The 22,955-nt window shown below is 68.7% G+C and carries 22 protein-coding genes; 14 read left to right on the top strand and 8 right to left on the bottom strand.

Annotated elements, in window-relative coordinates:
- Nucleotides 1-118: 118 nt before the first annotated feature.
- The 10 genes from der (at nucleotide 119) to DFO45_RS21910 (ending at nucleotide 12,694) form a co-directional block, all read left to right on the top strand.
- The gene (der, locus tag DFO45_RS21955; protein WP_133866533.1) at nucleotides 119-1,480 is read left to right on the top strand and encodes a ribosome biogenesis GTPase Der; all 1,362 of its coding nucleotides are present in this window, start codon (nucleotides 119-121) and stop codon (nucleotides 1,478-1,480) included.
- Nucleotides 1,481-1,548: 68 nt separating this feature from the next.
- Nucleotides 1,549-2,544 carry a L,D-transpeptidase gene (locus DFO45_RS21950; protein WP_012172847.1) on the top strand — a complete coding sequence of 332 codons (996 nt, stop codon included), beginning with the start codon at nucleotides 1,549-1,551 and terminating at the stop codon, nucleotides 2,542-2,544.
- Nucleotides 2,544-3,464, top strand: coding sequence for a penicillin-insensitive murein endopeptidase (gene mepA / locus DFO45_RS21945; RefSeq protein WP_133866532.1), 921 nt, complete (start codon nucleotides 2,544-2,546; stop codon nucleotides 3,462-3,464). The genes DFO45_RS21950 and mepA overlap by 1 nt, the downstream gene beginning before the upstream one ends.
- A gap of 177 nt (nucleotides 3,465-3,641) precedes the next feature.
- The gene (gene lptF / locus DFO45_RS21940; RefSeq protein WP_012172845.1) at nucleotides 3,642-4,805 is read left to right on the top strand and encodes an LPS export ABC transporter permease LptF; all 1,164 of its coding nucleotides are present in this window, start codon (nucleotides 3,642-3,644) and stop codon (nucleotides 4,803-4,805) included.
- A gap of 6 nt (nucleotides 4,806-4,811) precedes the next feature.
- On the top strand, nucleotides 4,812-5,903 hold the full coding sequence (gene lptG, locus DFO45_RS21935) for an LPS export ABC transporter permease LptG (RefSeq protein WP_012172844.1): 1,092 nt from the start codon (nucleotides 4,812-4,814) through the stop codon (nucleotides 5,901-5,903).
- Nucleotides 5,900-8,377, top strand: coding sequence for an LPS-assembly protein LptD (locus DFO45_RS21930; protein ID WP_012172843.1), 2,478 nt, complete (start codon nucleotides 5,900-5,902; stop codon nucleotides 8,375-8,377). Before lptG ends, DFO45_RS21930 begins: the two co-directional genes overlap by 4 nt.
- 160 nt (nucleotides 8,378-8,537) lie before the next feature.
- Nucleotides 8,538-9,446: a peptidylprolyl isomerase gene (locus DFO45_RS21925; RefSeq protein WP_012172842.1), complete on the top strand. Its 909-nt coding sequence runs from the start codon at nucleotides 8,538-8,540 to the stop codon at nucleotides 9,444-9,446.
- A complete protein-coding gene (gene pdxA, locus DFO45_RS21920) occupies nucleotides 9,446-10,453 on the top strand; it encodes a 4-hydroxythreonine-4-phosphate dehydrogenase PdxA (RefSeq protein WP_133866531.1) in 1,008 nt (335 codons plus the stop codon). The genes DFO45_RS21925 and pdxA overlap by 1 nt, the downstream gene beginning before the upstream one ends.
- 83 nt (nucleotides 10,454-10,536) lie before the next feature.
- On the top strand, nucleotides 10,537-11,388 hold the full coding sequence (rsmA, locus tag DFO45_RS21915) for a 16S rRNA (adenine(1518)-N(6)/adenine(1519)-N(6))-dimethyltransferase RsmA (RefSeq protein ID WP_133866530.1): 852 nt from the start codon (nucleotides 10,537-10,539) through the stop codon (nucleotides 11,386-11,388).
- Between the two features lie 79 nt (nucleotides 11,389-11,467).
- Complete coding sequence (locus DFO45_RS21910) at nucleotides 11,468-12,694, top strand: histidine-type phosphatase (protein ID WP_133866529.1); 1,227 nt, start codon at nucleotides 11,468-11,470, stop codon at nucleotides 12,692-12,694.
- Between the two features lie 36 nt (nucleotides 12,695-12,730).
- Here the strand turns inward: DFO45_RS21910 and gmk are convergent, their stop codons facing one another.
- The 7 genes from gmk to fabD all read right to left on the bottom strand — a co-directional run bounded on the left by gmk (nucleotide 12,731) and on the right by fabD (nucleotide 19,392).
- Nucleotides 12,731-13,417 carry a guanylate kinase gene (gene gmk, locus DFO45_RS21905; RefSeq protein WP_133866528.1) on the bottom strand — a complete coding sequence of 229 codons (687 nt, stop codon included), beginning with the start codon at nucleotides 13,415-13,417 and terminating at the stop codon, nucleotides 12,731-12,733.
- An 11-nt stretch (nucleotides 13,418-13,428) separates the two neighbouring features.
- Nucleotides 13,429-14,316 (bottom strand): YicC/YloC family endoribonuclease, encoded by an 888-nt coding sequence (locus tag DFO45_RS21900; RefSeq protein WP_133866527.1) that lies wholly within the window; start codon nucleotides 14,314-14,316, stop codon nucleotides 13,429-13,431.
- 54 nt (nucleotides 14,317-14,370) lie between these two features.
- Complete coding sequence (mltG, locus tag DFO45_RS21895) at nucleotides 14,371-15,567, bottom strand: endolytic transglycosylase MltG (protein ID WP_133866526.1); 1,197 nt, start codon at nucleotides 15,565-15,567, stop codon at nucleotides 14,371-14,373.
- Nucleotides 15,568-15,723: 156 nt separating this feature from the next.
- Nucleotides 15,724-16,986, bottom strand: a complete 1,263-nt coding sequence (gene fabF / locus DFO45_RS21890; protein WP_012172835.1) for a beta-ketoacyl-ACP synthase II — start codon at nucleotides 16,984-16,986, stop codon at nucleotides 15,724-15,726.
- A 76-nt stretch (nucleotides 16,987-17,062) separates the two neighbouring features.
- Entirely contained in the window at nucleotides 17,063-17,299 is a 237-nt protein-coding gene (locus DFO45_RS21885; protein ID WP_012172834.1) for an acyl carrier protein, read from the bottom strand.
- A gap of 345 nt (nucleotides 17,300-17,644) precedes the next feature.
- A complete protein-coding gene (fabG, locus tag DFO45_RS21880; RefSeq protein ID WP_012172833.1) occupies nucleotides 17,645-18,382 on the bottom strand; it encodes a 3-oxoacyl-[acyl-carrier-protein] reductase in 738 nt (245 codons plus the stop codon).
- Between the two features lie 53 nt (nucleotides 18,383-18,435).
- Nucleotides 18,436-19,392, bottom strand: a complete 957-nt coding sequence (gene fabD / locus DFO45_RS21875; RefSeq protein ID WP_133866525.1) for an ACP S-malonyltransferase — start codon at nucleotides 19,390-19,392, stop codon at nucleotides 18,436-18,438.
- A gap of 186 nt (nucleotides 19,393-19,578) precedes the next feature.
- Here fabD and DFO45_RS21870 point away from each other — a divergent pair, with 186 nt between their 5' ends.
- Nucleotides 19,579-19,968 (top strand): MbcA/ParS/Xre antitoxin family protein, encoded by a 390-nt coding sequence (locus DFO45_RS21870; RefSeq protein ID WP_133866524.1) that lies wholly within the window; start codon nucleotides 19,579-19,581, stop codon nucleotides 19,966-19,968.
- Nucleotides 19,928-20,695, top strand: a complete 768-nt coding sequence (locus DFO45_RS21865; RefSeq protein ID WP_133866523.1) for an RES family NAD+ phosphorylase — start codon at nucleotides 19,928-19,930, stop codon at nucleotides 20,693-20,695. Before DFO45_RS21870 ends, DFO45_RS21865 begins: the two co-directional genes overlap by 41 nt.
- A 1-nt stretch (nucleotide 20,696) precedes the next feature.
- On the opposite strand, the gene DFO45_RS21860 is transcribed toward DFO45_RS21865, so the two are convergent.
- Nucleotides 20,697-21,737, bottom strand: a complete 1,041-nt coding sequence (locus DFO45_RS21860) for a hypothetical protein (protein ID WP_133866522.1) — start codon at nucleotides 21,735-21,737, stop codon at nucleotides 20,697-20,699.
- 427 nt (nucleotides 21,738-22,164) lie between these two features.
- Here DFO45_RS21860 and rpsF point away from each other — a divergent pair, with 427 nt between their 5' ends.
- Nucleotides 22,165-22,617: a 30S ribosomal protein S6 gene (gene rpsF, locus DFO45_RS21855; protein ID WP_012172828.1), complete on the top strand. Its 453-nt coding sequence runs from the start codon at nucleotides 22,165-22,167 to the stop codon at nucleotides 22,615-22,617.
- Nucleotides 22,617-22,874, top strand: a complete 258-nt coding sequence (gene rpsR, locus DFO45_RS21850) for a 30S ribosomal protein S18 (RefSeq protein ID WP_012172827.1) — start codon at nucleotides 22,617-22,619, stop codon at nucleotides 22,872-22,874. Before rpsF ends, rpsR begins: the two co-directional genes overlap by 1 nt.
- Nucleotides 22,875-22,955: the final 81 nt, after the last annotated feature.

The following is a 22,955-nucleotide window of genomic DNA, read 5'->3' as shown; positions in this document are numbered from 1 at the left end:
GCCGCGCCGGCGCGGGTCTGTTGACCGCGCGGCATGACCGCTCCTGCCAAACCTATGCTAGAGAACGGGCGGGGCTTCCAGCCGGAGGCCCCGTTCCGTCGTTTTAGGCCCATTGTTCATGTCCTTCACCCTGGCCATCGTCGGCCGTCCCAATGTCGGCAAGTCCACCCTCTTCAACCGTCTCGTCGGCAAGAGGCTCGCGCTCGTTGACGACCGCCCCGGCGTGACCCGCGACCGGCGGGAAGGGGACGCGCGCCTCGGCGACCTCGCCTTCCGCATTGTCGATACGGCGGGCCTCGAGGAAGCCGATGCGGATAGCCTCGAAGGGCGCATGCGCGCGCAGACCGAGACCGCCATCGGCGACGCGGACGCGCTGCTGTTCCTGATCGACGCCCGCGTGGGGCTGACGCCCACCGACCGGGCCTTCGCGTCGCTCGCCCGCCGCTCGGGCAAGCCGACCATCCTCGTGGCCAACAAGAGCGAGGGCCGCGGCGGCGAGGCGGGGGCCATGGAGGCCTATGAACTCGGCCTCGGCTCACCGGTGCCGCTGTCCGCCGAGCACGGCGAGGGCCTCTCCGATCTCTATGACGCCATCTGCGAGGCTTTGCCGGCCCAGACCGCGCCGCAGGAGGAGGATGAGGAGACCGAGGAGGCGGAGGCCAATCCCAACCGCCCCATCAAGGTGGCGGTGATCGGCCGCCCCAATGCTGGCAAGTCCACCCTCATCAACCGCCTGCTGGGCGAGGACCGCCTGCTGACCGGCCCGGAGGCCGGCATCACCCGCGATTCCATCTCCGTGGAAGTGACGTGGAACGGGCGGGCACTGGAAGTGTTCGATACCGCCGGCCTGCGCAAGCGTGCGCGCATCGAGGACAAGCTGGAGAAGCTCTCCGCTGCCGATGCCCTGCGCGCCATGAAGTTCGCCGAAGTGGTGGTGGTGCTCATGGATGCCACCAAGCCCTTCGAGGAACAGGACCTGCGCATCGCAGACCTTGTGGTGCGCGAGGGCCGGGCCCTGGTCCTCGGCTACAACAAGTCGGATCTTGTCGGCCCCGCCGCCTTTTCCCGTCTGCGGGAAGAAGCGGACCACTGGCTGCCGCAGGTGAAGGGCGTGCCCATCGTGCCGCTGTCCGGCCTCACCGGGCGCGGCCTCGACAAGCTGGTGGAGGCCATCGCCGCCACCTATGCGGTGTGGAACACCCGCATCCCGACCAATCCGCTGAACCGCTACCTGCAGGAAGCGACCGATTCGCATCCGCCGCCGGCAGTGTCCGGACGCAGGGTGAAGATTCGCTACATGACGCAGCCCAAGGCCCGCCCGCCGAGCTTCGTCCTGTTCTGCTCGCGCCCCGAGGCGCTGCCCGAAAGCTATCTGCGCTACATCACCAACGGTTTGCGCGAGGCGTTCAGCCTGCCCGGCGTGCCGATCCGCCTCACCCTGCGCGAGAAGGGCAACCCTTACGCGGACAAGGACAAGTAGGACGCCGCGCCTCAACCTCGCATTTACCCTGCGCGCGCATTGTCGCGGGCGGTGGAGAGGGGAAGGCGATGTCCGGCACGGCAGGAATGGATCGGCGGCAGCTTCTGAGGCGGACGTGTCTGCTCGGCGGCAGCGTGGCGCTTCTTGCGCTCTCCCCCGTACGGGCGGCCGAGGATCCTGAAGAGACTGCCATCCGCTCTCTGAAGCCCGGCGAATACGTCTGGCATCCGGAGCGCGCGCCGGAAGGTCCGGTGGCCATCGTGGTCAACCTGCCGGAGCAGCGCTGCTTCGTGTATCGCGACGGCGTGCGCATCGGCGTCTCCACCGTCTCCACCGGCAAGGAAGGGCATCTGACACCCACCGGGGTCTTCACCATTCTCGCGAAGGACGTGGACCACCATTCCTCGCTCTATCACGAAGCCTCCATGCCCTATTCCGAGCGGCTGACATGGTCCGGCGTGGCGCTGCATGCGGGCGGCCTGCCGGGCTATCCGTCCTCGCACGGCTGCGTCCACCTGCCGCTCGCTTTCTCCAAATTGCTTTACGGCATCACGTCCGTCGGCACGCCGGTCATCATCTCGGACGGTCACAATGCGCCGCAGGATGTGCTCGACCCCGGCCTTGTGCTGCCGGCTGACGTGACGGCCTCCATTGCGGCCGGTGCGGACCAGAAGGTGCCGGACGGCAGCCGTGGCCCGGCCTGCGTCGTGGCGAGCGGGGCGGACCGCCGCCTCGTCGTGCTGCGCGACGGGGTGGAGGTTCTGAGCGGCGCCCTGACGGTGAAGGATCCCACCCAGCCGCTGGGCAACGTGGTCTATGTGCTGCGCCCGCAGCAGGACGGAAAGCCGCCGCGCTGGAGCGCGGTCAGCTATGAGGGCAACGGAGCCAGGGCCGGTGCGGCGCAGGACGCGCTGGCCCGCCTGATGGTGGAGCCGGCGGTGAACGCGCGCCTCGTCGCGCTGCTGACGCCGGGCGCCACCATGCTGGTGACTGATCTCCCGGCCGATTCGGGCACCCGCAGCGGACCCGATCTCGTCATCCTCGATCAACGCGGCAGCGTCTGATGCGGGCCGCCCGTGGTCTTGTGGGCGCGCTCGTCGCCGTCTCGCTGCTGTCCGGCACGCTACCGGCCTCCGCGCAGGACGGCGGGCCGCCGGCGAAGGAACTGTTCGGCGCGGCGAAGACCGCCGCCCCGCTCGCCACCCGCTCCATCGGCTTCTATTCGCGCGGCTGCCTCGCGGGCGCGAGCGAGCTTCCGGCCAACGGGCCGGCGGCGACGGCCGTGCGGCAAGGCGCGCAGGGGCCGCTCTGGCAGGCCATGCGCCCCTCCCGTGACCGCGCCTGGGGGCATCCGGCCCTCATCGATTTCCTGGAGCGATTCGCCGCCAGCGTGCCGCAGGTCTCCCGCTGGCCCGGCATCCTCGTGGGCGACATGTCGCAGCCGCGCGGCGGGCCCATGCGCACCGGCCATGCCTCCCACCAGGTGGGGCTCGATGCCGATATCTGGCTCACCCCCAGCCCCGGCCGCGCCTTCACGCCGCAGGAGCGCGAGAGCGTCTCCGCCACAATGATCGTGCGGCCCGACCGGCTGGATGTGGATCGCAAGGTGTGGACGGCGGATCATCTCGCCGTGATCCGCGCCGCTGCACAGGATGCCAATGTGGAGCGCATCTTCGTGAATGCGGCCATCAAGAAGGCGCTGTGCCGCGATGCGCAGGGCGACCGCGCCTGGCTCGCCAAGGTCCGGCCCTACTGGGGGCACGACTACCACATGCACGTGCGGCTGTTCTGCCCGAAGGACAGTCCCGACTGCCGGCCGCAGGAGCCCCCACCGGTCGGTGACGGCTGCGGCAGCGAACTCGCCTGGTGGTTCACCGACGAGGTGCTGCACCCCAAACCCTCGCCCACGCCCCAGAAGCCGAAGCCGCCGCTGACGCTCGCAGATCTGCCCGCCGCCTGTACGGCGGTGCTCGACGCGCGTTGAGGATCAAGGGATGCAAGCGCGGCCGTCGGCACGCCTGAGGCGTGCAAGCCACAGGCGATATGATTGTGGAGGTAGTATGCGGGCTGGGTTTGCACGAAGCCCGGCTTGCCGCTATCTGTTTGCGCGGTTTCCAAAGTGCGCGTCGGGGCGGCGAGTGCGCACAAGGCGCGGGTCTTGATGGGCCGTCTCGATCGTTACATCTTTTCCACCTCGGCTGTGGCCTTCGTCGGCGTCACGCTCGTACTCACGGGCATGATCTGGGCGACGCAGGCGTTGCGCCAGCTCGACCTCGTGACGAGCCAGGGCCAGACGATCCTTGCCTTCCTCGCCATCACCTCGCTGACCCTGCCGACGCTGATCATGGTCATCGCCCCGGCGGCGCTGTTCATCGCGACGTCCTACACGCTGCTCAAGCTCAACGGCGACAGCGAGATCGTGGTCATGGCGGCGGCCGGCATGAGCCCGTGGCGCGTCCTGCGCTCGCTGATGCTGCTGGCGGTGCTGGCCTCGGTCTTCTGCTCGGCCCTCTCCATCCACATCGTGCCGGCCAGCCTGCGGTCTTTCCGCGATCAGGTGTCGCGGGTGCGCGCGGACGTGGTGTCCTTCGTCGCCCAGCCCGGCCGTTTCGTGAATCTAGCGCCCGGCCTCGTCTTCCATGTGCGCGACAGGGCGAAGAACGGCGTCATGAGCGGCGTCTTCATCAATGACGCCCGCGAGAAGGAAGTCTCCACCTACGTGGCCGACCGCGGCCAGATCGTGGAGGCGGACAACGGCATCTTCCTCGTCCTGGAAAACGGCTCCATCCACCGCCGCGTGCCGGGTGCCGCCAGCAACGGCTCGGTGGTCGAATTCCAGCGCTATGCCTTCGACCTCTCGGCCCTGACGCCGGGCGGCAGCCAGAGCGGCGCGGACATCCGCCCCAACGAGCGGTCCTTCGCCTATATCTCGAACCCGCCCAAGGATGATCCCTACATGATCGTCCAGCCGGGCCGGTTCCGGGAGGAGTACCACAAGCGCCTGTCCGCCGGTCTCTATCCGCTGGCCTTCTTCGCCATCGCCGCCGCCGCCATGGCCCGCCCGCGCACCACGCGCGAGAGCCGGGGCCTCGCGCTTGCGGCGATCGTGCCCATCATGACGGCACTCCAGATCGCCAATTTCGCCGTCGCCGGCCAGCTGCGCACCGCCGCCTGGGCGGTACCGGCCATCTATCTCATTCCGCTCCTCACCATCATCGTCTCGGCGCTGGTGCTGCAGGGCTGGATCACCTTCACCCTGCCGGCCCCGGTGGCGCGCGTGATGCACGCGCTCTCCACGCGGGTGACCCGCCTTTCGGCCTCGTGAGGCGGCATGATCGGCAGGACGCTCGGCTTCTATTTCGCACGGCGCTTCTTCGCGTCCGTGACGATGATCTTCTTCTCCTGCGTCGGCCTCATCATGCTGGTCGACTTCCTGGAGATGGCGCGCCGCACCGCTGACCGTGACACGGTCTCGGCGGTCACCGTCGCATTGCTCACCATCTACCGCACGCCGGCCTTCACCGAGCAGTTGCTGCCCTTCGCGGTGCTGTTCGGCGGCATGGCTACCTTCGTCACCCTCTCGCGCAAGCTGGAGCTGGTGGTGGCGCGCGCGGTCGGCCTCTCGGTCTGGCAGTTCACCTCGCCGGCCCTGCTGGTGGCCTTCCTCATCGGCGTCTTCGCGACCTGCGTGTTCAATCCCGTCTCCGCCGATTTCAAGGAGCGGGCGAACCGCATGGAGGCGGAGATCTTCAACACCGCCTCGGGCGTGTTCACGCAGGGCACGTCTGGCTTCTGGATCCGCCAGCAGAGCGTGGACGGGCAGGCGATCATCCAGGCGGCGGCCTCCCAGCAGGGTGGGCGGCAACTCACGGGCGTGACGGTCTTCGAGTTCGACCGGAACGGGAAGCTGACCGACCGCGTCGAGGCCAAGAGCGCGATCCTGGGCGACGGCTACTGGACGATGAAGGAGGCGCGGGTGCTGGTGCCGGGCTCCGACCAGCAGACCTTCGAGACCTACCTGCTCGCCACCAAGCTCGATCCGAAGCAGATCCAGGAGTCGCTGGTCTCCCCCGAAACCGTGTCCTTTTGGCAACTGCCCGACGCCATCAGCAATGCCGAGCAGTCGGGCTTCGGTGCGGCGAGATACCGCCTTCAGCTTCAGAGTCTTTTGGCCCGGCCGTTCTTGCTGGTGGCCATGGTGTTAATAGCCGCTGTGGTTGGCTTAAGGGTGTTTCGCTTCGGCGGTGTAGGACAAACGATTCTCGGTGGCGTGCTCGCGGGGTTTCTGCTTTATCTGGGAACCAAGCTCGCCGAGGATCTTGGTGACGCTGGTGTTGTGCATCCCATTGCTGCTGCATGGTTTCCCGCACTCGCCGGCATTTTCATGGGGGTATTGATCCTGTTGCACCGGGAGGACGGATGACGGTCGGGTCGAGCCCCTTTCAGGCCTTGGCCGTGATGGGCCCGCGCAGTGTGCTGCGCGGGATGGGGACGGCGTTTGTCGCCGGCCTCCTCCTTCTGGGAGCATCCGCCGGTGCCGTGACGCCTGCCCGTGCCCAGTCCGGGCCGGCCGGTCTTGGCGTGGCCACGCCCAAGACCGATCCCAATGCCAAGATGCTCGTGACCGCCGACCAGCTGGTCTACGACTACAAGAACGATACCGTCTCCGCCGTCGGCAACGTGCAGATGTACTATGACGGCTCGTCCGTCGAGGCGAAGCGCGTCACCTACAACCGCAAGACCAACAAGGTCATCGCGGAGGGCAACGTCCGTCTGAAGCAGAAGGACGGCAAGATCGTCACGGCCGAGAATCTCGAGCTATCGCAGGACTATTCCGAAGGCTTCATCAACAGCCTCAGGGTGGACACGCCCGACAAGACCCATTTCGCCGCCACCCGCGCCGACCGCGCGGAGGGCAACATCACCGTCTTCCAGAATGGCGTCTACACGGCCTGCGAGCCGTGCAAGGACACGCCGCAGAAGCCGCCCCTGTGGCAGATCAAGGCTGCGCGGATCATCCATAACGAAGACGAGAAGATGATCTATTACCAGGATGCGACGATGGAATTCTTCGGAATGCCCATCGCGTATTTCCCGTATTTCTCGTCGCCCGACCCGACGGTGAAGCGCAAGACCGGCTTCCTGTTCCCGGAGTTCTACAGCTCCGGCAACACGGGCTATGGCGTCTCCGTGCCCTTCTTCTGGAACATCGCGCCCGATCGGGACGTGACGTTCGACCCCATGTTCTTCAGCAAGCAGGGCGTCCTGCTGCGCGGCGAATGGCGCCAGCGCCTGGAGAACGGCTCCTACAGCCTGCGCGCCGCCGGCATCGACCAGCTCGACAAGGGCACGTTCGTCTCCAACGGCACGCCGCTGCCGGGCTATCGCGACCAGCGCGGCATGGTAGAAAGCCATGGCCAGTTCGCGCTGAACAACTACTGGACCTTCGGCTGGGACGGCACCGTCGTCTCTGACCGCATGTTCCTGCGCGACTACGGCTTCGTGTCCTCGGACATCATCGATCGCACCTCGCAGGTCTATTTGCAGGGGCAGGGCGACCGCAGCTACTTCGACCTGCGCGGCCTCTACTTCCTCGGCATGGCCACCACGGACAACCAGAACAAGCTGCCTGTGGTGGGCAACCTCGATTACAACTACGTCTTCGGCAAGCCCGTGCTCGGCGGCGAGGCCGGCGTCAACGTGAACTTCACCACGCTGTCGCGCGATCAGGCGGACTTCATCTCCACCAATGCGCTCACCGCCAATGCCGCCAATATCGGCGTGCTGGGCGGCTCGTGCGCCCTCAGCAACCCGAACCCCACGCAGTGCCTGCTGCGCGGCGCGCCGGGCGATTACACCCGCCTTTCGGCTGAGCTGTACTGGAAGCGCACGCTGGTCGACAGCGCCGGCCAGATGTGGACGCCGTTTGCGCAGATGCGCGTGGACGTGGCCCAGGCCAACGTCTCGGCCCTGCCCACCAGCTATTCCAGCGGCCCGACCCTGCCGGGGCAGAATCCGCTGCAGTCGGGTGACGAGAGCCTGATCCGCGCCATGCCGGTGATCGGCCTCGATTACCGCTATCCCTTCATCTCGGTGCAGAGCTGGGGCACGCAGACGATCGAGCCGCGCGTGCAGCTCATCGCCCGCCCCAACGAGACCGGGATCGGCAAGCTGCCGAACGAGGATGCGCAGAGCCTGGTGTTCGACGACACCAACCTGTTCTCCATCAACAAATACTCGGGCTATGACCGGGTGGAGGGCGGCGGCCGCGCCAATGTGGGCGTGTCCTACACGGCGGCGCTCAATCAGGGCGGCGTGATCACCGCGCTCGTCGGCCAGTCCTACCACCTGTTCGGCCTGAACTCGTACGCTCAGGGCGACATGGCGAACACCGGCCTGCAGTCGGGTCTCGACACCAACGTGTCCGACTACATCGCCCGCTTCAGCTACTCGCCGACCGACAAGTTCGAGGTCATCAGCCGCTTCCGCTTCGCCGAGGACAATGCGTCCCTGCAGCGGTTCGAACTGGAAGGCCGCACCCAGATCGACAAGCTCGGCATCAACGTCATCTATGGACGTTATGCGCCGCAGCCGCTGCTCGGCTATTATGAGGAGCGCGAGGGTGTCTTCACCTCGGCCTCCTACAAGCTGAGCGAGAACTGGAGCCTGAACGGCGCCGTGCGCTACAACATCGCCCAGTCGGCGTTCGACTACACCCAGCTCGGCGTCTCCTACATGGACGACTGCTTCACGCTGGCCCTGAACTACATCTCCGACTACACGGTGAACGGCACCACCAACTCGTCCAACAACAGCATCCTCCTGCGCATCGGCCTCAGGACGCTGGGTGAGACGAATATCAAGTCGGGCCTTGGCAGTTCCTCCAGCTCCAATTAGTGAAGACCGGTCGGCGGGTTGAGATCACACCCGCTTGAGGCTTCCGCCCCGTGACGCCGTCACGGGGTAGTGGCCCCATTGCCGCCACAGGCGCAGGCAAGATGAACGCACGTCCATTCCGACGACCGTTGCGGTGGTCGGGGCCTGACCGGGATGAACGATGACCTCTGCTTTTCGACGCTTCCTGCTCGTTTGCGCGCTCGCTTTGCCGGTGCTCGCTCCCGGTGTCGCGCTGGCGCAGGTGCTGGTGATGGTGTCCGGCCAGCCGATCACGTCCAATGACGTCGCCCAGCGCATGAAGCTGCACCAGCTCATCGAGAACAAGTCGCCGCCGCAGAAGCAGGTGCTCGAAGAGCTGATCGACGAGAAGATCAAGGTGCTCCAGGCCGCCCGCTTCTCCATCGAGGCGGACGAGGACGACGTGAACCGGATGTTCTCGAACATCGCCGAGCGCTCGGGCCGCACCGCAGATCAGCTCACCGCGAGCTTTGCCCAGTCGGGCCTCAAGGTTCAGACCTTCAAGGACAAGCTGCGCGCCGACTATGTGTGGGGCCAGTATGTCCGCGCCCGCGCCCCGGTGGTGAACATCCGCGATTCGGACGTGATCGCCGCCCTCAACAAGCAGGGCAACGCGGACGCCTTCACCGCCACCGAGTATGTGCTGCGCCCCATCATCCTGGTGGTGGGCGGCGGCAGCAATGCCTACGGCTCCCGCCTCGCCGAGGCCAATGCGCTGCGCGCCAAGTTCAATGGCTGCGATGCCGGCCTCCAGATGATCAAGGGCATGAAGGAGACGGTGGTGCGCTCGCCCATCAACCGCCTTTCTTCCGAGATCCCCGAGAAGATGCGTGCCGTCCTCGACAAGACCGAGGTCGGCCGCCTGACGCCGCCGGAAGTGTCCCAGTCGGGTGTCGAGACCTTCGCAGTGTGCGAGAAGCGCACCGTGAAGGGCGAGAGCTCGAAGAAGCGCGACATCAAGGACGAGCTCTCCAACGCGCAGTTCCAGGAGCAGTCGAAGCGCATGATGGCCGAGCTGCGCAAGACCATGCTCATCCAGTACATGCGCTGATGACCGCGGCGCTCGCGCTCAGCCTCGGCGAGCCCGCCGGCATCGGGCCGGACGTGGTGCTCGCCGCCTGGCGGGCGCGCGAGGCGGCGGGCCTGCCTGCCTTCTTCGTGGTGGGTGATCCCGCCTGTCTGGCCGCGCGGGCCCGGCTTCTCGGCCTTTCCGTCCCCATCGAGATCGTCGAGCCCGGCACGGCCGCATCCGCCTTTCGCGAGGCGCTGCCGGTGGTGCCGGCGGGCCCCCGTGCCACCGCCGAGCCGGGGCGGCCCGACGGGACCAGCGCCCGTGCCGTGGTGGAGAGCCTCGACCGGGCGGTCGATCTCGTGCAGGCGGGCGCGGCCGCAGGCCTTGTGACCGCCCCTCTCGCCAAGGCCGTGGTCTATGAGGCCGGCTTCCGCTTTCCTGGCCACACCGAATATCTCGCCGCCCGCTGCACCCCGCCCGGCGGAGTGGCGCCGCGCCCGGTGATGATGATCTGGTCGCAGGCCCTCGCGGTGGTGCCGGCCACCATCCACATTCCGCTTGCCCAGGTATCCGCCGCCGTCACCGCCGACCTGCTGGTGGAGACCGGCCGCATCGTCGCCCGCGACATGGTGCGCCGCTTCGGTCTGCCGCGCCCGCGTCTCGCCTTCGCCGGCCTCAATCCCCATGCGGGGGAGGCGGGGACCATCGGGCGCGAGGACGAGACTGTGGTGCGCCCTGCCATCGAGCGGCTGCGCGCCGAGGGCATCGAGGCGACCGGGCCGTTCCCCGCCGACACGCTGTTCCATGCCGAGGCGCGCGAGGCCTATGACGTGGTGATCGGCATGTATCACGATCAGGTGCTGATCCCGGCCAAGACGCTGGCCTTCCATGATGGTGTGAACGCCACGCTCGGCCTGCCGCTGGTGCGCACCTCGCCCGATCACGGCACCGCCTTCGCCATCGCCGGGACCGGCCGGGCCAACCCGTCGAGCCTCATGGCGGCGCTGCGGCTCGCGCGCCGCTTCGCGGATGCCGACGCCGCCTGAGGGCGTGCAACTGCAGATCGCGATTCCCTCGGGCCGGATCGTGCTCTAAGACACGGCCTCTTCCTCTCAGGAGTTCCGGTCCCTTGAGCGCCATCGACGATCTGCCTCCGCTGCGCGAGGTCATCCGCGCGCACGGCCTTTCGGCGCAGAAATCGCTGGGCCAGAACTTCCTGCTCGATCTCAACCTCACCGCCCGCATCGCGCGGGGCTCCGGCCCGTTGGAAGGCGCGACGGTGGTGGAGGTCGGCCCCGGTCCCGGCGGTCTCACCCGCGCGCTTCTGGCCTTGGGCGCCCGCAAGGTCATCGCCATCGAGCGGGACCACCGCTGCATCGCGGCCCTCAACGAGATCGCCGCCGTCTATCCGGGCAGGCTGGAGATCATCGAGGGCGACGCGCTGAAGGTGGATGTGCGCCCCCATCTCGACGGCGCCGAGGCGCGGGTGGTGGCGAACCTGCCCTATAATGTGGGCACGCAGCTTCTGGTGGGCTGGCTTTCCACCGATCCCTGGCCGCCGTGGTTCTCTTCGCTGACGCTCATGTTCCAGCGCGAGGTGGCCGAGCGCATCGTCGCGGGGCCGGACAGCAAGGCCTATGGGCGTCTCGCTGTGCTCACCGGCTGGCGCGCGCAGGCGCGCATCCTGTTCGATGTGGCGCCCTCGGCCTTCGTGCCGCCACCCAAGGTCACGTCCTCGGTCATCCATGTGGTGCCGCGTGCGGAGCCGGTGCCCTGTGCCCTGCGGGATCTGGAGCGCGTGACAGAGGCGGCCTTCGGCCAGCGCCGCAAGATGCTGCGCCAGTCGCTGAAATCGCTGGGCGTCGATCCGCTGGCCCTGCTGTCGGAGACGGGCATCGACGAGACGGCGCGGGCGGAGGAGATCGATGTCGCCGGTTTCCTCGCCCTCGCCAATGCCTTCGGGCGTGCGCGCGGCGGCTGAGCCGGGGATGCGGCGGGGCGTGACTTGCCCGCGCAATCTTCCGGCAGTGTAGTGTCCTACCGTTGACCGGAGCCCCTGCATGCGTCGCCCATTGCTCTCCACCGCCGTCAAATCAGCAGCCCTTGCCGGCGTCTTCTGCCTGGCGAGCCTTCCGGCGCTGGCGGACATGGTGCTGGAGCGTGTGGTTCTGGTGCAGCGCCACGGCGTGCGCGCGCCCACCCAGTCGCCGGAGGCGCTGGCGAGCTGGACCGCGCGGCAATGGCCGTCCTGGCCGGTGGGGCGGGGCGAACTGACCCCGCGTGGCGCGCAGGTGGTGGGCCTGATGGCGGATGGCATCCGCGCCGGATATGTGGCGCAGGGCCTCCTGCCGGCCACCGGCTGCCCCGGCGACAGCCTTGTCATCTGGGCGGACGGCGCCGACGAGCGGACCCGTGACAGCGGGCGCATGCTGGCGGACCGTCTGGCGCCCGGCTGCGCCGCGCCGCTGGGGCACGGCCCCGATGGCCAGAAGGACAAGGTGTTCGACTCCACCGGCGGCGCCTGCCGGCTGGAGGACAAGGCCGCCCGGAAGGCGATTGCCGCGTTCACCGGCAACAAGGGCATCGTGGACCCCGCCGCTGCCGAGGCGATCCGGCGCGTATGGTCCATCCTGAAGCCCGGCGAGGCTCCCGGCCCCTCCAGCTTCAAGGTGACGCCGGGCGGCATCACCATCAGCGGCGCGCTCTCGGTGGCCGCGCAGGCCTCCGAAATCTTCCTGCTCCAGTATGCCGAAAACATGCCCGTGGCGGATGTGGGCTGGGGCGCGGCTGCCGATCCGGCCGTCCTCGCCGTGCTGCTGCCGGCCCGCGACCGGCTGGCGGACCTGTCCCGCCGTCTGCCCTATCTGGCGCGCCGGCAGGGCGCGGGCATGGCCCGTATCATGCTTGCGACACTCGCCGGCGAGACCCGCGCCGCCGCACCCGCCATCGGGCCGGGCGTGAAGATGCTCGCCTTCGCCGGGCATGATGACGACATTTCCAATATGGCCGGCATCTTTGGCGTGAACTGGAGCTTGCCACGGCAGCCGGACACGGCGCCGCCGGCCGCTGCCTTTGCGCTGGAGCGCTGGCGCGACACTACGACGGGCGCGGTTCTGGTGGGCGCCACCGTCTGGTATGCGGAACTGGAGGGTATGCGGGCGCTCGATCCCGCGCGGGTGCGCAGCCTCAAGGTGCCGCTGCCCGGATGCGGCGAAAGCGGCCTCTGCCCGCTCGATGCGCTGCGCGCGCAGACCCTGAAGGACATTCCAGCCGCGTGCGGCGGCTGAGCCGGACGAGAGGCGGGGCGGCGCCCCGCCGCTCCCTCAGAGCGCGTCGCGCAGTCCCTTCACGAAGCCGGCGAGGCCGGTGAGGCGGCGGCGCTTCAGGCGCTCGGCCTGGAGGATGGCCTTCAGCTTGGCGAGGCTGTCCTCCACGTCCTGATTGATCAGGATGTAGTCATATTCGGTGAAGTGGCTGATCTCGTCCGACGCCTTGGACATGCGCTGGCGCACCACGTCGTCCGTGTCCTGCGCGCGGGTGCGCAGGCGCTTCTCCAGATCCTCGGCGGTCGGCGGCAGGAGAAACACCTTCACCAGATCCTGCTCGGCGCTCTGGTCGAGCTGCTGGGTGCCCTGCCAGTCGATGTCGAACAGCACGTCGCGGCCGGCGCTCAGGGCATCCTCCACCGCCTGGCGGGGCGTGCCGTAGAGATTGCTGAACACGGTCGCATGCTCCAGCAGCGCGCCGGTGTCGCGCAATTCCTCGAACCGCTCCTTCGAGACGAAGAAATAGTCCTTGCCATCCACCTCGCCCGGACGGGGCGGGCGGGTCGTCACCGACACCGACATGGTGATGCGGTCGTCCTCGGCCAGCAAGCGGCGGGAGAGGGTGGTCTTGCCCGCGCCCGAGGGTGAGGAGAGCACCAGCATGAGGCCACGGCGGGCGAGGCCAGAGCGGGAGCCCGGCTTCCAGCCCGGCAGCGAGAAATGGGACGTGGCGGGAGCGGCCATGCGGGAGGTCTTTATTCCACGTTTGCGATCTGCTCGCGGAACTGATCCACCAGAAGCTTCAGGTCAAGCCCGATCTGTGTCAGGGCCACCGCATTGGACTTGGAACACAGCGTATTGGCCTCGCGGTTGAACTCCTGCGCGAGGAAATCGAGGCGCCGGCCCACCGGCCCGCCTTGCGTCAGCAGCTCGCGGGCGGCGGCGATATGGGCGGCGAGGCGGTCGAGTTCCTCCCGCACGTCCGCCTTGGTGGCCAGCAGCACCGCCTCCTGATGCAGCCGCTCGGGATCGAGGCCCGCATGGGCCTCCGAGAGCGCGCGCACCTGATCGGCCAGACGTGCCTTGATGGCCTCAAGCTGGCGCTCGGGCAGGCTCTCGGCGGCGGCGACGAGCCGCGCGATGCCGTCGAGGCGGTCCATGAGAATTGCTCTGAGCGCCGCGCCTTCCGCGATCCGCATGCGCGCGAGGTCCGCCAGCGCGTCCTCGAAGCCGGCGAGGGCATCCCGTGTGACGGCCGCGCGGTCCTCGTCCGAGAGATCGGCTTCCACCACTTCGACGATGCCGCGCACGGCGAGCAGGGCATCGAGCGTGGGCGGGGCGGCGCCGAGCACGGCTGCGGCCTCCTTGAGGGCGGTGTAGAGGGTGCGCAGGGCCGGCTGGTTCAGCGACACCGCCGCCGTCTCGCCCTCGCGTGCCAGCGTCAGCGTGCCGGAGACGGAACCGCGCGAGAGCGCCTTGGTGGCGGCGGCACGCGCGCCGGCATCGAGGGCATCGAAGCCGCCCGGCAGGCGCAGGCGCAGGTCGAGGCCCTTGGAATTGACCGAGCGCACCTCCCAGGTCCAGCGCCACGCGCCGGTGAGGCCGTGGGTGCGGGCAAAGCCGGTCATGCTGGCGAGGGACATGGGGAAGACCTTCTCGAAACGACGATGCCGGCAGAGCCGGCATCGGAACAGGTGTCAGTTGGCGGGCTTGGGCGCGCTTGTCCCAGTGCCGCGCTGCGGGGGCGTCGGCGCGGCCTCGGGCGCCGGGGCCGGCGTGCCGGCGCCGTTCGCGGGCGCCGACGTGCCCGAGGAGGGAGCGGCCGCCGGGGGCGCGGCGGGAGGCTGGGCCGCCGCCTTGGCCTTCATCTCCGCCTCGATCTCGCGCCAGCGGGCGACGTTGCGATTGTGCTGCTCCAGCGTCTCCGCGAAGACGTGGCCGCCAGTGCCGTCGGCGACAAAATAGAGGTCCTTGGTCTTGGCCGGATTGGCCACGGCCACCAGCGAGGCCTTGCCCGGATTGCCGATGGGGCCGGGCGGCAGGCCGTCGATGGCATAGGTGTTGTAGGGCGTGGGCGTCGAGATGTCGGTGCGGCTGATGGGCCGGCCGAGCGTGCCCTTGCCGCCGACGATGCCGTAGATGATCGTCGGGTCCGACTGGAGCTTCATCTTCTTCGTCAGGCGGTTGACGAAGACCGCCGCCACGCGCGGGCGCTCGTCGGCCTTGGAGGTCTCCTTCTCCACGATGGAGGCGAGGATGATCATCTCTTCCGGCGACTTGAGCGGCAGGTCCGGCGCGCGCTTGGCCCAGAGGTCCGCCACCAGCTTCTGCTGGTCGGCGCTCATGCGCTTGAGGACTTCCTGCCGGGTCATGCCGCGCACGATGGCATAGGTCTCGGGCAGCAGCGTGCCTTCCAGCGGCACGCGGGGTGTGCCGGTGAGGAGCGGATTGTCGTTGAGGCGGTCCACCACCTGCTGGCTGGTGAGGCCCTCAGGGACGGTGATCTGGTGCTGGACCACATGGCCCGCGACCATCGTGTCCACCACGTCGGCCATGGTCACGCCGGGCTTGAAGGCGTATTCGCCCGCATGGAGCGACTCGCCCCGGTGGGTGAACTGGTGGCCGGCGATGAAGACCATCCAGTTGCGGATGATGCCTTCGCGTTCCAGCAGGTCGGCGATGTCGCGCAGGCCGGAGCCGCGCGGGACGACCACGTTCTTTTCGGTGGCGAGCGGCCCGGCCTCGTTATAGGCGCGCTGGCCGTACCAGCCGACGAGCCCGCCGCCCACGGTGAGGAAGAGAAGCAGGGTGAAAACGGCGCTGCCGACGACGACGGCGGGGTGGTTTGCCCCCCGGGACCGCCTCTTCTTCGGCTTCTGCTCGGGCTGCTCCATGGCGGATGCTCCTCGAAAGTGGCGGGGTCCGCTGAAATTCGCGGGGCAGCCGGCAGTCCCGCAAGGTCACGCGGAGGCCGACACAGTGCCGGAGGCTAGCGCTAATTATGGCGACATGGCGTCCCGGCACCGCGAAGGGTGCGGGACGCCGGAGGCTCAGGCCGCGTAGCGGCGCAGGACCAGCGAGGCGTTGGTCCCGCCGAAGCCGAAGGAGTTGGAGAGGGCCACGTCGATCTTGCGGGCGCGCGGCTTGAGCGGCACCAGATCGATCGGGGTCTCCACCGACGGATTTTCGAGGTTCAGCGTCGGCGGCGCGATCTGGTCGCGGATGGCGAGGATGGAGAAGATCGCCTCCACCGCACCGGCAGCGCCCAGCAGATGGCCGATGGACGACTTGGTGGACGACATGGAGACGTTGGCCGCCGCATTGCCCAGCAGCCGCTCCACCGCCTTCAGCTCGATCTCGTCCGCCATGGTCGAGGTGCCGTGGGCGTTGATGTAGTCCACCTCGCCCGGCGAGATGCCGGCCCGCTTCAGCGCCGCCGTCATGCAGCGGAAGGCGCCGTCGCCGTCCGGGGTCGGGGCGGTGATGTGGAAGGCGTCGCCCGAGAGGCCGTAGCCGATGACCTCGGCATAGATCTTCGCGCCGCGGGCCTTGGCGTGCTCCAGTTCCTCGAGCACCACAATGCCGGCGCCCTCGCCCATGAGGAAGCCGTCGCGGTCGCGGTCATAGGGACGCGAGGCGCGGGTGGGCTCGTCATTGAAGGCGGTGACCAGCGCCTTGCAGGCGGCGAAGCCGGCGAGCGCGAGGCGGTTCACGGGTGATTCGGTGCCGCCGGCGACCATCACGTCCGCATCGCCGAAGGCGATCAGGCGGGCAGCATCACCGATGGCGTGGGAGCCGGTGGAGCAGGCGGTGACCACGGCATGGTTCGGACCCTTGAGGCCGTGCTCGATGGACACGTATCCGCCGGCGAGGTTGATGAGGCGGCCGGGAATGAAGAAGGGGGAGACGCGGCGCGGCCCCTTTTCCTTGAGGGTCAGCGCGGTATCCGCAATGCCCTCGATGCCGCCGATGCCGGAGCCGATCAGCACGCCGCTGGCGATCTGATCCTCATAGGCCGTGGGATGCCAGTCGGCATCGTCCAGAGCCTGCTTGGCGGCAGCCATGGCATAGACGATGAACTCGTCGACCTTGCGCTGCTCCTTAGGCTCCATCCACTGGTCGGGATTGTAGCTGCCGTCGCTGCCGTCCCCGCGCGGAATGACCGCCGCAATCTTGCAGGGGAGATCGGACACGTCGAAAGTGTCGACGCGCTTGGCGCCGCTTTCGCCGGCGAGCAGCCGCCGCCAGGTCGGCTCGACACCGCATCCGAGCGGCGTCACCATGCCGAGGCCCGTGACGACAACACGTCTCATGTGGACAACTCCGGTACCGTCATGACAACGGCCGCGGACACGCGGTGCCGCGGCCGTGCTGTCGAAAAGGCCAGGCTCAGCCGGCGTTCTTTTCCAGGAACTTGATGGCGTCGCCCACCGTCAGGATGGTCTCGGCCGCGTCGTCCGGGATCTCGGTGTTGAAGGCCTCTTCGAAGGCCATCACGAGTTCCACGGTGTCGAGGCTGTCGGCGCCGAGATCGTCGATGAAGCTGGCGTTCTCAGTCACCTTCTCGGGCTCAACCCCGAGATGCTCCGCGACAATCTTCTTCACCCGCTCGGCGATGTCACTCATCGATGCACCCTCGTTGTCTGAAATAAAATGGCCATCCGGCAGCAGCAGTTCGGCGTGATACCGCTCAGCCGCCGCTCCCGGCCCACCCACGCGATGCGAGAAACCCGCGCAACTGGGCCGTTTCTTGAGAGATCCAATCCACCGCTCGGACCGGTTCGAGCGGCTCGTTAACATACTTCCCGAGCCATTGCCAGCAGGCCGACCCTGCGGCCAAACCCTTGGAAACGGCGGAACCCCGCCCCATGACCGGAGGCGGAGATGCCCGGGCATCCGCCGTCCGAAACGCCCATGGGCGGGCGGGCCTCACACGGGCGCAGCGGGCCTGTGCCCGGCGCACCCCGTGGCTCAGATCATCGCCATGCCGCCGTTCACGTGCAAGGTCTGGCCCGTCACGTAGGCGGCTTCATCCGACGCCAGATAGACGCAGGCGGCCGCGATGTCCTCCGGCGTGCCGAGACGGGCGGCCGGAACGGACTTCAGGATGGCCTCGCGCTGCTTGTCGTTGAGCGCGTCGGTCATGGGGGTGGCGATGAAGCCGGGGGCGATGCAGTTCACCGTCACGCCGCGGCTCGCCACTTCCTGGGCGAGGGCCTTGGACATGCCGATCATGCCCGCCTTGGCGGCGGCATAGTTGCCCTGGCCCGCATTGCCGGTGACGCCGACGATGGAGGTGATGGAGATGATGCGGCCGGTGCGCCGGCGCATCATGGCGCGCACCGCCGCCCGCGACAGGCGGAAGGCGGAGGTGAGGTTCACGTTGAGAACCTGCTCCCACGCCTCGTCGGTGAGGCGCATGAAGATGTTGTCGCGGGTGATGCCGGCGTTGTTGACGAGGATGTCTACGACGCCCATGGCCGCTTCCGCGTCCGGCACCAGCTTCTCCACCTCCTCGGCGACACCGAGGTTGCAGGGCAGAACGTGCACCCGGTCCTTCAGCTCGCCGGCCAGCGCGTCGAGCGCCTCGCGGCGGGTGCCGGAGATGGCGACCGTCGCGCCCTGGGCATGGAGGGCCTTGGCGATGGCGCCGCCGAGACCGCCGGTGGCGCCGGTGACGAGGGCGGTCTTGCCGCTCAGATCGAACATGGATCGTCCTTCGGATGACGCAGCGCCGGAGGCGGCGCTGCGGGAAAGGGGCTTCAGGCCGCCGGGGCGGCCTTGGCGGCGATGAAGGCGGCGACGTCCTCGGGCGTGCCGACCGCCGACACCTGGATCTCCTTGGCGATGCGGCGGACGAGGCCGGAGAGCACCTTGCCGGCGCCCACCTCGACCGCGCGGTTGACGCCCGCGCCAGCCATATACACCACCGATTCGCGCCAGCGCACCGTGCCCGTCACCTGTTCGACCAGGAGGCGGACGATTTCGGCCGGATCGGTGACCGGTGAGGCGCGCACGTTGGAGATGACCGGCACCACGGGGGCCTTCACGTCCACCTCGGCGAGCGCGGCGGCCATGGCCTCGGCGGCGGGCTCCATCAGGCGGCAGTGGAAGGGGGCGGACACGGGCAGCAGGATGGCGCGGGAGGCGCCCTTGGCCTTGGCGATCTCAATGGCGCGCTCCACCGCCTTGAGGCTGCCGGAAACCACCACCTGTCCGCCGGCATTGTCATTGGCGGCTTCGCAGACGTCGTCACCGGCGGCCTCGGCGGCGACCGCGACGGCCTGCTCGTAATCAAGGCCGAGCAGCGCGGCCATGGCGCCGGCGCCGGCCGGCACCGCGTCCTGCATGGCGCGGCCACGGATGCGCAGCAGGCGGGCGGCGTCGGAGATGGTGAAGGTGCCGGCGGCGGCCAGCGCCGAATATTCGCCCAGCGAATGGCCGGCCACGAAGGCGGCGTCGCGGGCAAGGTTCAGGCCCGCCTCGGCTTCCAGTACGCGCAGGGCGGCGAGCGAGGTGGCCATGAGGGCCGGCTGGGCGTTGGCGGTAAGGGTCAGTTCGTCCGCCGGGCCTTCCCACATGATGCGGGTGAGGTGTTCGCCAAGTGCCGCATCGACTTCGGTGAAGACGTCGCGGGCGGCGGCGAAGTTTTCGGCCAGCGCCTTGCCCATGCCGACGGCCTGGCTGCCCTGTCCGGGGAAGATGAAGGCTGTGCTCATGGGGCGCTCCCTGCCGCTTTAAATTTGGCGGCGCAGAGACACCGCGCAGGGGGCGAAGTCAAGGACGAGCCCGAGTGTTTTCGGGCTCTTGCGCTGCATCATGGCCGCGAGTTCCGTGCATGGGTGGTATCTTTAGAAAGAAGATGATATTTTCCTTTCCATGGAAAGCAGGGAGGCTGCCGGTTGATGCCGATGTCCCATCCGCTTCCCGGCGCGGGTCCGCGGCCCGAGGCCGGAGCCGTCGTCACCAAGGCGGTGGTGCGCGCCGCCGACGCCCTCGGCCTCACCGCCCGGCGGCTCGGCGAGGTGATCGGCGTCTCGGAGGCCACCGTCTCGCGCATGCGCAAGGCCGGCTACATTCTGGAGAACGGCGGCAAGCCCTTTGAACTCGCGGTGCTTTTCGTCCGCCTGTTCCGGGGGCTCGACGCCATCGTCGGCGGCGATGCGCTCGCCGCCCGGGCCTGGATGCAGGCGGAGAACAGCGCGCTCGGCGGCATACCGGCCGAGCGCATCCGCAGCGTGACCGGACTTCTCGATGTCATCGCCTATCTGGACGCCCGCCGCGCTCGCGTCTGAGGCGCAGCCCTATGAGGGGCGCGTCTGGCGGCTGGTGGAGGCGCAGCACCGCGTCTCGACCCTCAAGCTTGTGGATACGCTGGACGAGCAGGCCCTGCTTGAAGAGCTGATCGAGGAGACCAAGCCGCTGCTGCCGCCCGAATGCACGCGGCTGCCCTATCTTCTCGCTTCGCCCTTCCGTTATGCGCCGCCCTATCCGCACGGCTCCCGCTTCCGCCGGGCCGGGCGCACGCCGGGCGTCTACTACGCCGCCGAGACGCCGCAGACAGCGGTCGCGGAAATGGCCTTCTACCGGCTGCTCTTCTTCGCCGAATCCCCCGGCACACCGTGGCCGCGCAATGCCGCCGACTACACCGCCTTCGCCACCGGCATCGCCACCGAGCGGGCGCTCGATCTCACCGTGCCGCCGCTCGATGGGGACAGGGCCGCCTGGACGCACCTGACCGACTATGAGGCCTGCCAGGCGCTGGCGGAGATCGCGCGGGAGGCCGGACTGCTGCTACTGCGCTATGCCTCCGTCCGCGACCCGGATCGCGGGCGCAACGTGGCGGTGCTCTCCTGCACCGCCTTCGCGGACGGGCGCATCGGCGAGCGGCAGACATGGCGGCTGCGCCTCTCGCCCTCGGGCGTGCAGGCCATCTGCGACTTTCCTGATCTAAGGCTCGACTTTCCCCCTGCCGTCTTCAGCGCCGATCCGCGCCTGTCGACGCTGCACTGGCGGCGGTGACTCAGCGGTAGCCGCTCATGTCCTGTCCCATCCAGCGGCCCAGATTGTCCGGGCAGAAGCGGACGAACAGGAAGGCGTCGCTGCGCTGGGAGGGATAGATCTCCATGTAGCGGCAGGGCGGCGGCCCGCTGCGCAGGCGGGCCCGGACCACATCGCCGCTCGGGCGGTCCTCGATGACCGGCGTCTCGTTCGGCTGGGTATCGAGCGCATGCACGAGAATCGCGAGCGTCCGCCCGTCCAGCCAGCGCACCTGCTGTATCACGCTGGTCGGCACGCCCATGCGCTGGGCGGGCGGTAGGTTTGAGCGCGGCGGCTGCATGGGGATGGAGGCGGGCGGGCGTCCGCCGTTCCACGGATAGGGACCGTTCTGCGGCGGTGGCGCGGCCTGTGCCTGCTGCTGGGGTGGGACCGGCATCAGGCCCTGCGGCTGCGGGGCGACCTGAAGCGGCGCGCCGCCCGCATCGGCGGTGACGGGATCGGGAACCTGCGGCCGCGGCACGGGCAGGGGCGCATTGTCGGCGAGTGCGGGCTCCGCCGGTGCGGTCTGCGGCTGCGCGGTCTGGGGCTGTGCGGCGCCGGGCGGCGCGCTCGGCTCAGGCGGCGGAATGGGTGTGGGCTTGGGCGCATCGGCCAGCGCCTGCGCGGTGGACTGCGCCGCCGCTGGGGGCTGGGCGGGTGCGGCCGGCGCGGCGGCCGTGGCCTTGGGCGGCTGCGGCGCGGCAGGTCCCGGCGGACGATCCGAGGTGCGGAAGATGAGCGTCCACGCGATGCCGACCAGGATCAGCGCCGCAGTGCCGGCAATGACATTGAACAGGAACAGCGCGGAGCCGCGTCGGCGCGGCTCGACCGGATCGGCGAGGCGTTCCTCGGCGGAGGCCTTGAGATCGGCGGCCGCGCTGGCGCCGGCCGAGGCCTTCAGGTCTTCGGCGGCGGAGCAGAAGGGGCAGGGGCCCGGCTCGTGATAATGGCCGTTCGGGCAGCGCACGAGGCTGACCGCGTCGGTATTGGCTCTGGGCTCTGGCACGTTCATGGCTGTCGCCATCTGGCTCCTGATCCTTCCCGTCCTGCCACGAAACACCACCGGCATGGAAGCGAACCTTCGGCCCATCCACCCCGTGGGCGGAGTACCTTCGGCTCCGGCTTGTTTCTTCTCCCCGTTCGTGGCCCGTTTGAGGCCCAAAGCGGGAGCGCTTGGGGCGCGGCCCCGGTTTCTTTGGGCCGGCGGCCCCGCGCGAATCAGGGGCGCTGCCCCGCCCGCGACCCTTGCCTTTGGGCCAGAAGCTGCTATACGCCCCGCTTCCGTTGCCCCGGCCGGGGGCTGAACGGACGGTCTTTCTCGTTCTCAGGAACGGGGAGGGCAGGGCCGAAAGGTCCGTCGTCCCGTGTTCCCGCCTTCCGAGCAAGCGAGCCTTTCCCAAGGTTCGAAAGGGCTTGGCGCCGGGGGCGGAGCAACAGAAAGGCACAGACACATGTCGCTCTATGAGCACGTGTTCCTCGTGCGCCAGGACGTTACGGCGCAACAGGTCGAGGAACTGGCCGCCCGTTTCAAGGGCGTGATCGAAGCGAACGGGGGCACTGTCTCCAAGGTCGAAGCGTGGGGCGTGAAGTCCCTGACCTATCGCATCAAGAAGAACCGCAAGGCCCACTTCACCCTCTTCAACATCGACGCCCCGGCGGCGGCGGTGCAGGAGATGGAGCGTCAGATGGGCATCGATGAGGACGTGCTGCGCTTCCTCACCATCCGCGTCGACGAGCTGGAGGAAGGCCCGTCCGCCATGCTCCAGAAGCGTGACCGCGATGACCGTGGCGAGCGCGGCGAGCGTGGCTTCGGTGGTGGTGGTTTCGGCGGCGGCCGTGACCGCGAGGATCGCCCGCGCCGTGGGCGCGACCGTGAGGAAGCCGCGACCGAGGAGACCTTCTGATGGCGTTCGCTCAAGCTGGTGGTGGCGGCGGTCAGCGCCGTCCGTTCTTCCGTCGTCGCAAGACCTGCCCGTTCTCCGGCCCGAATGCGCCGAAGATCGACTACAAGGACGTGCGTCTCCTGCAGCGCTACATCTCCGAGCGCGGCAAGATCGTCCCGAGCCGCATCACGGCGGTCTCCGCCAAGAAGCAGCGCGAGCTGTCGGCCGCCATCAAGCGCGCCCGCTTCCTCGGCCTGCTGCCCTTCGTGATCCGCTGAGCCTTTCAAGGTCAGCCTGACATTCCGCCCGCCCTCCCGAGGGCGGGCCATTTTCTGAGAGACGCGCCGCCGGGATCGGCC

The organism is Azorhizobium sp. AG788, from assembly GCF_004364705.1.
GTDB classification, from domain to species: Bacteria; Pseudomonadota; Alphaproteobacteria; order Rhizobiales; family Xanthobacteraceae; genus Azorhizobium; species Azorhizobium caulinodans.
The sequence above is the reverse complement of the archived record's forward strand: the minus strand, read 5'-3'. Positions and strand labels throughout refer to the sequence as shown.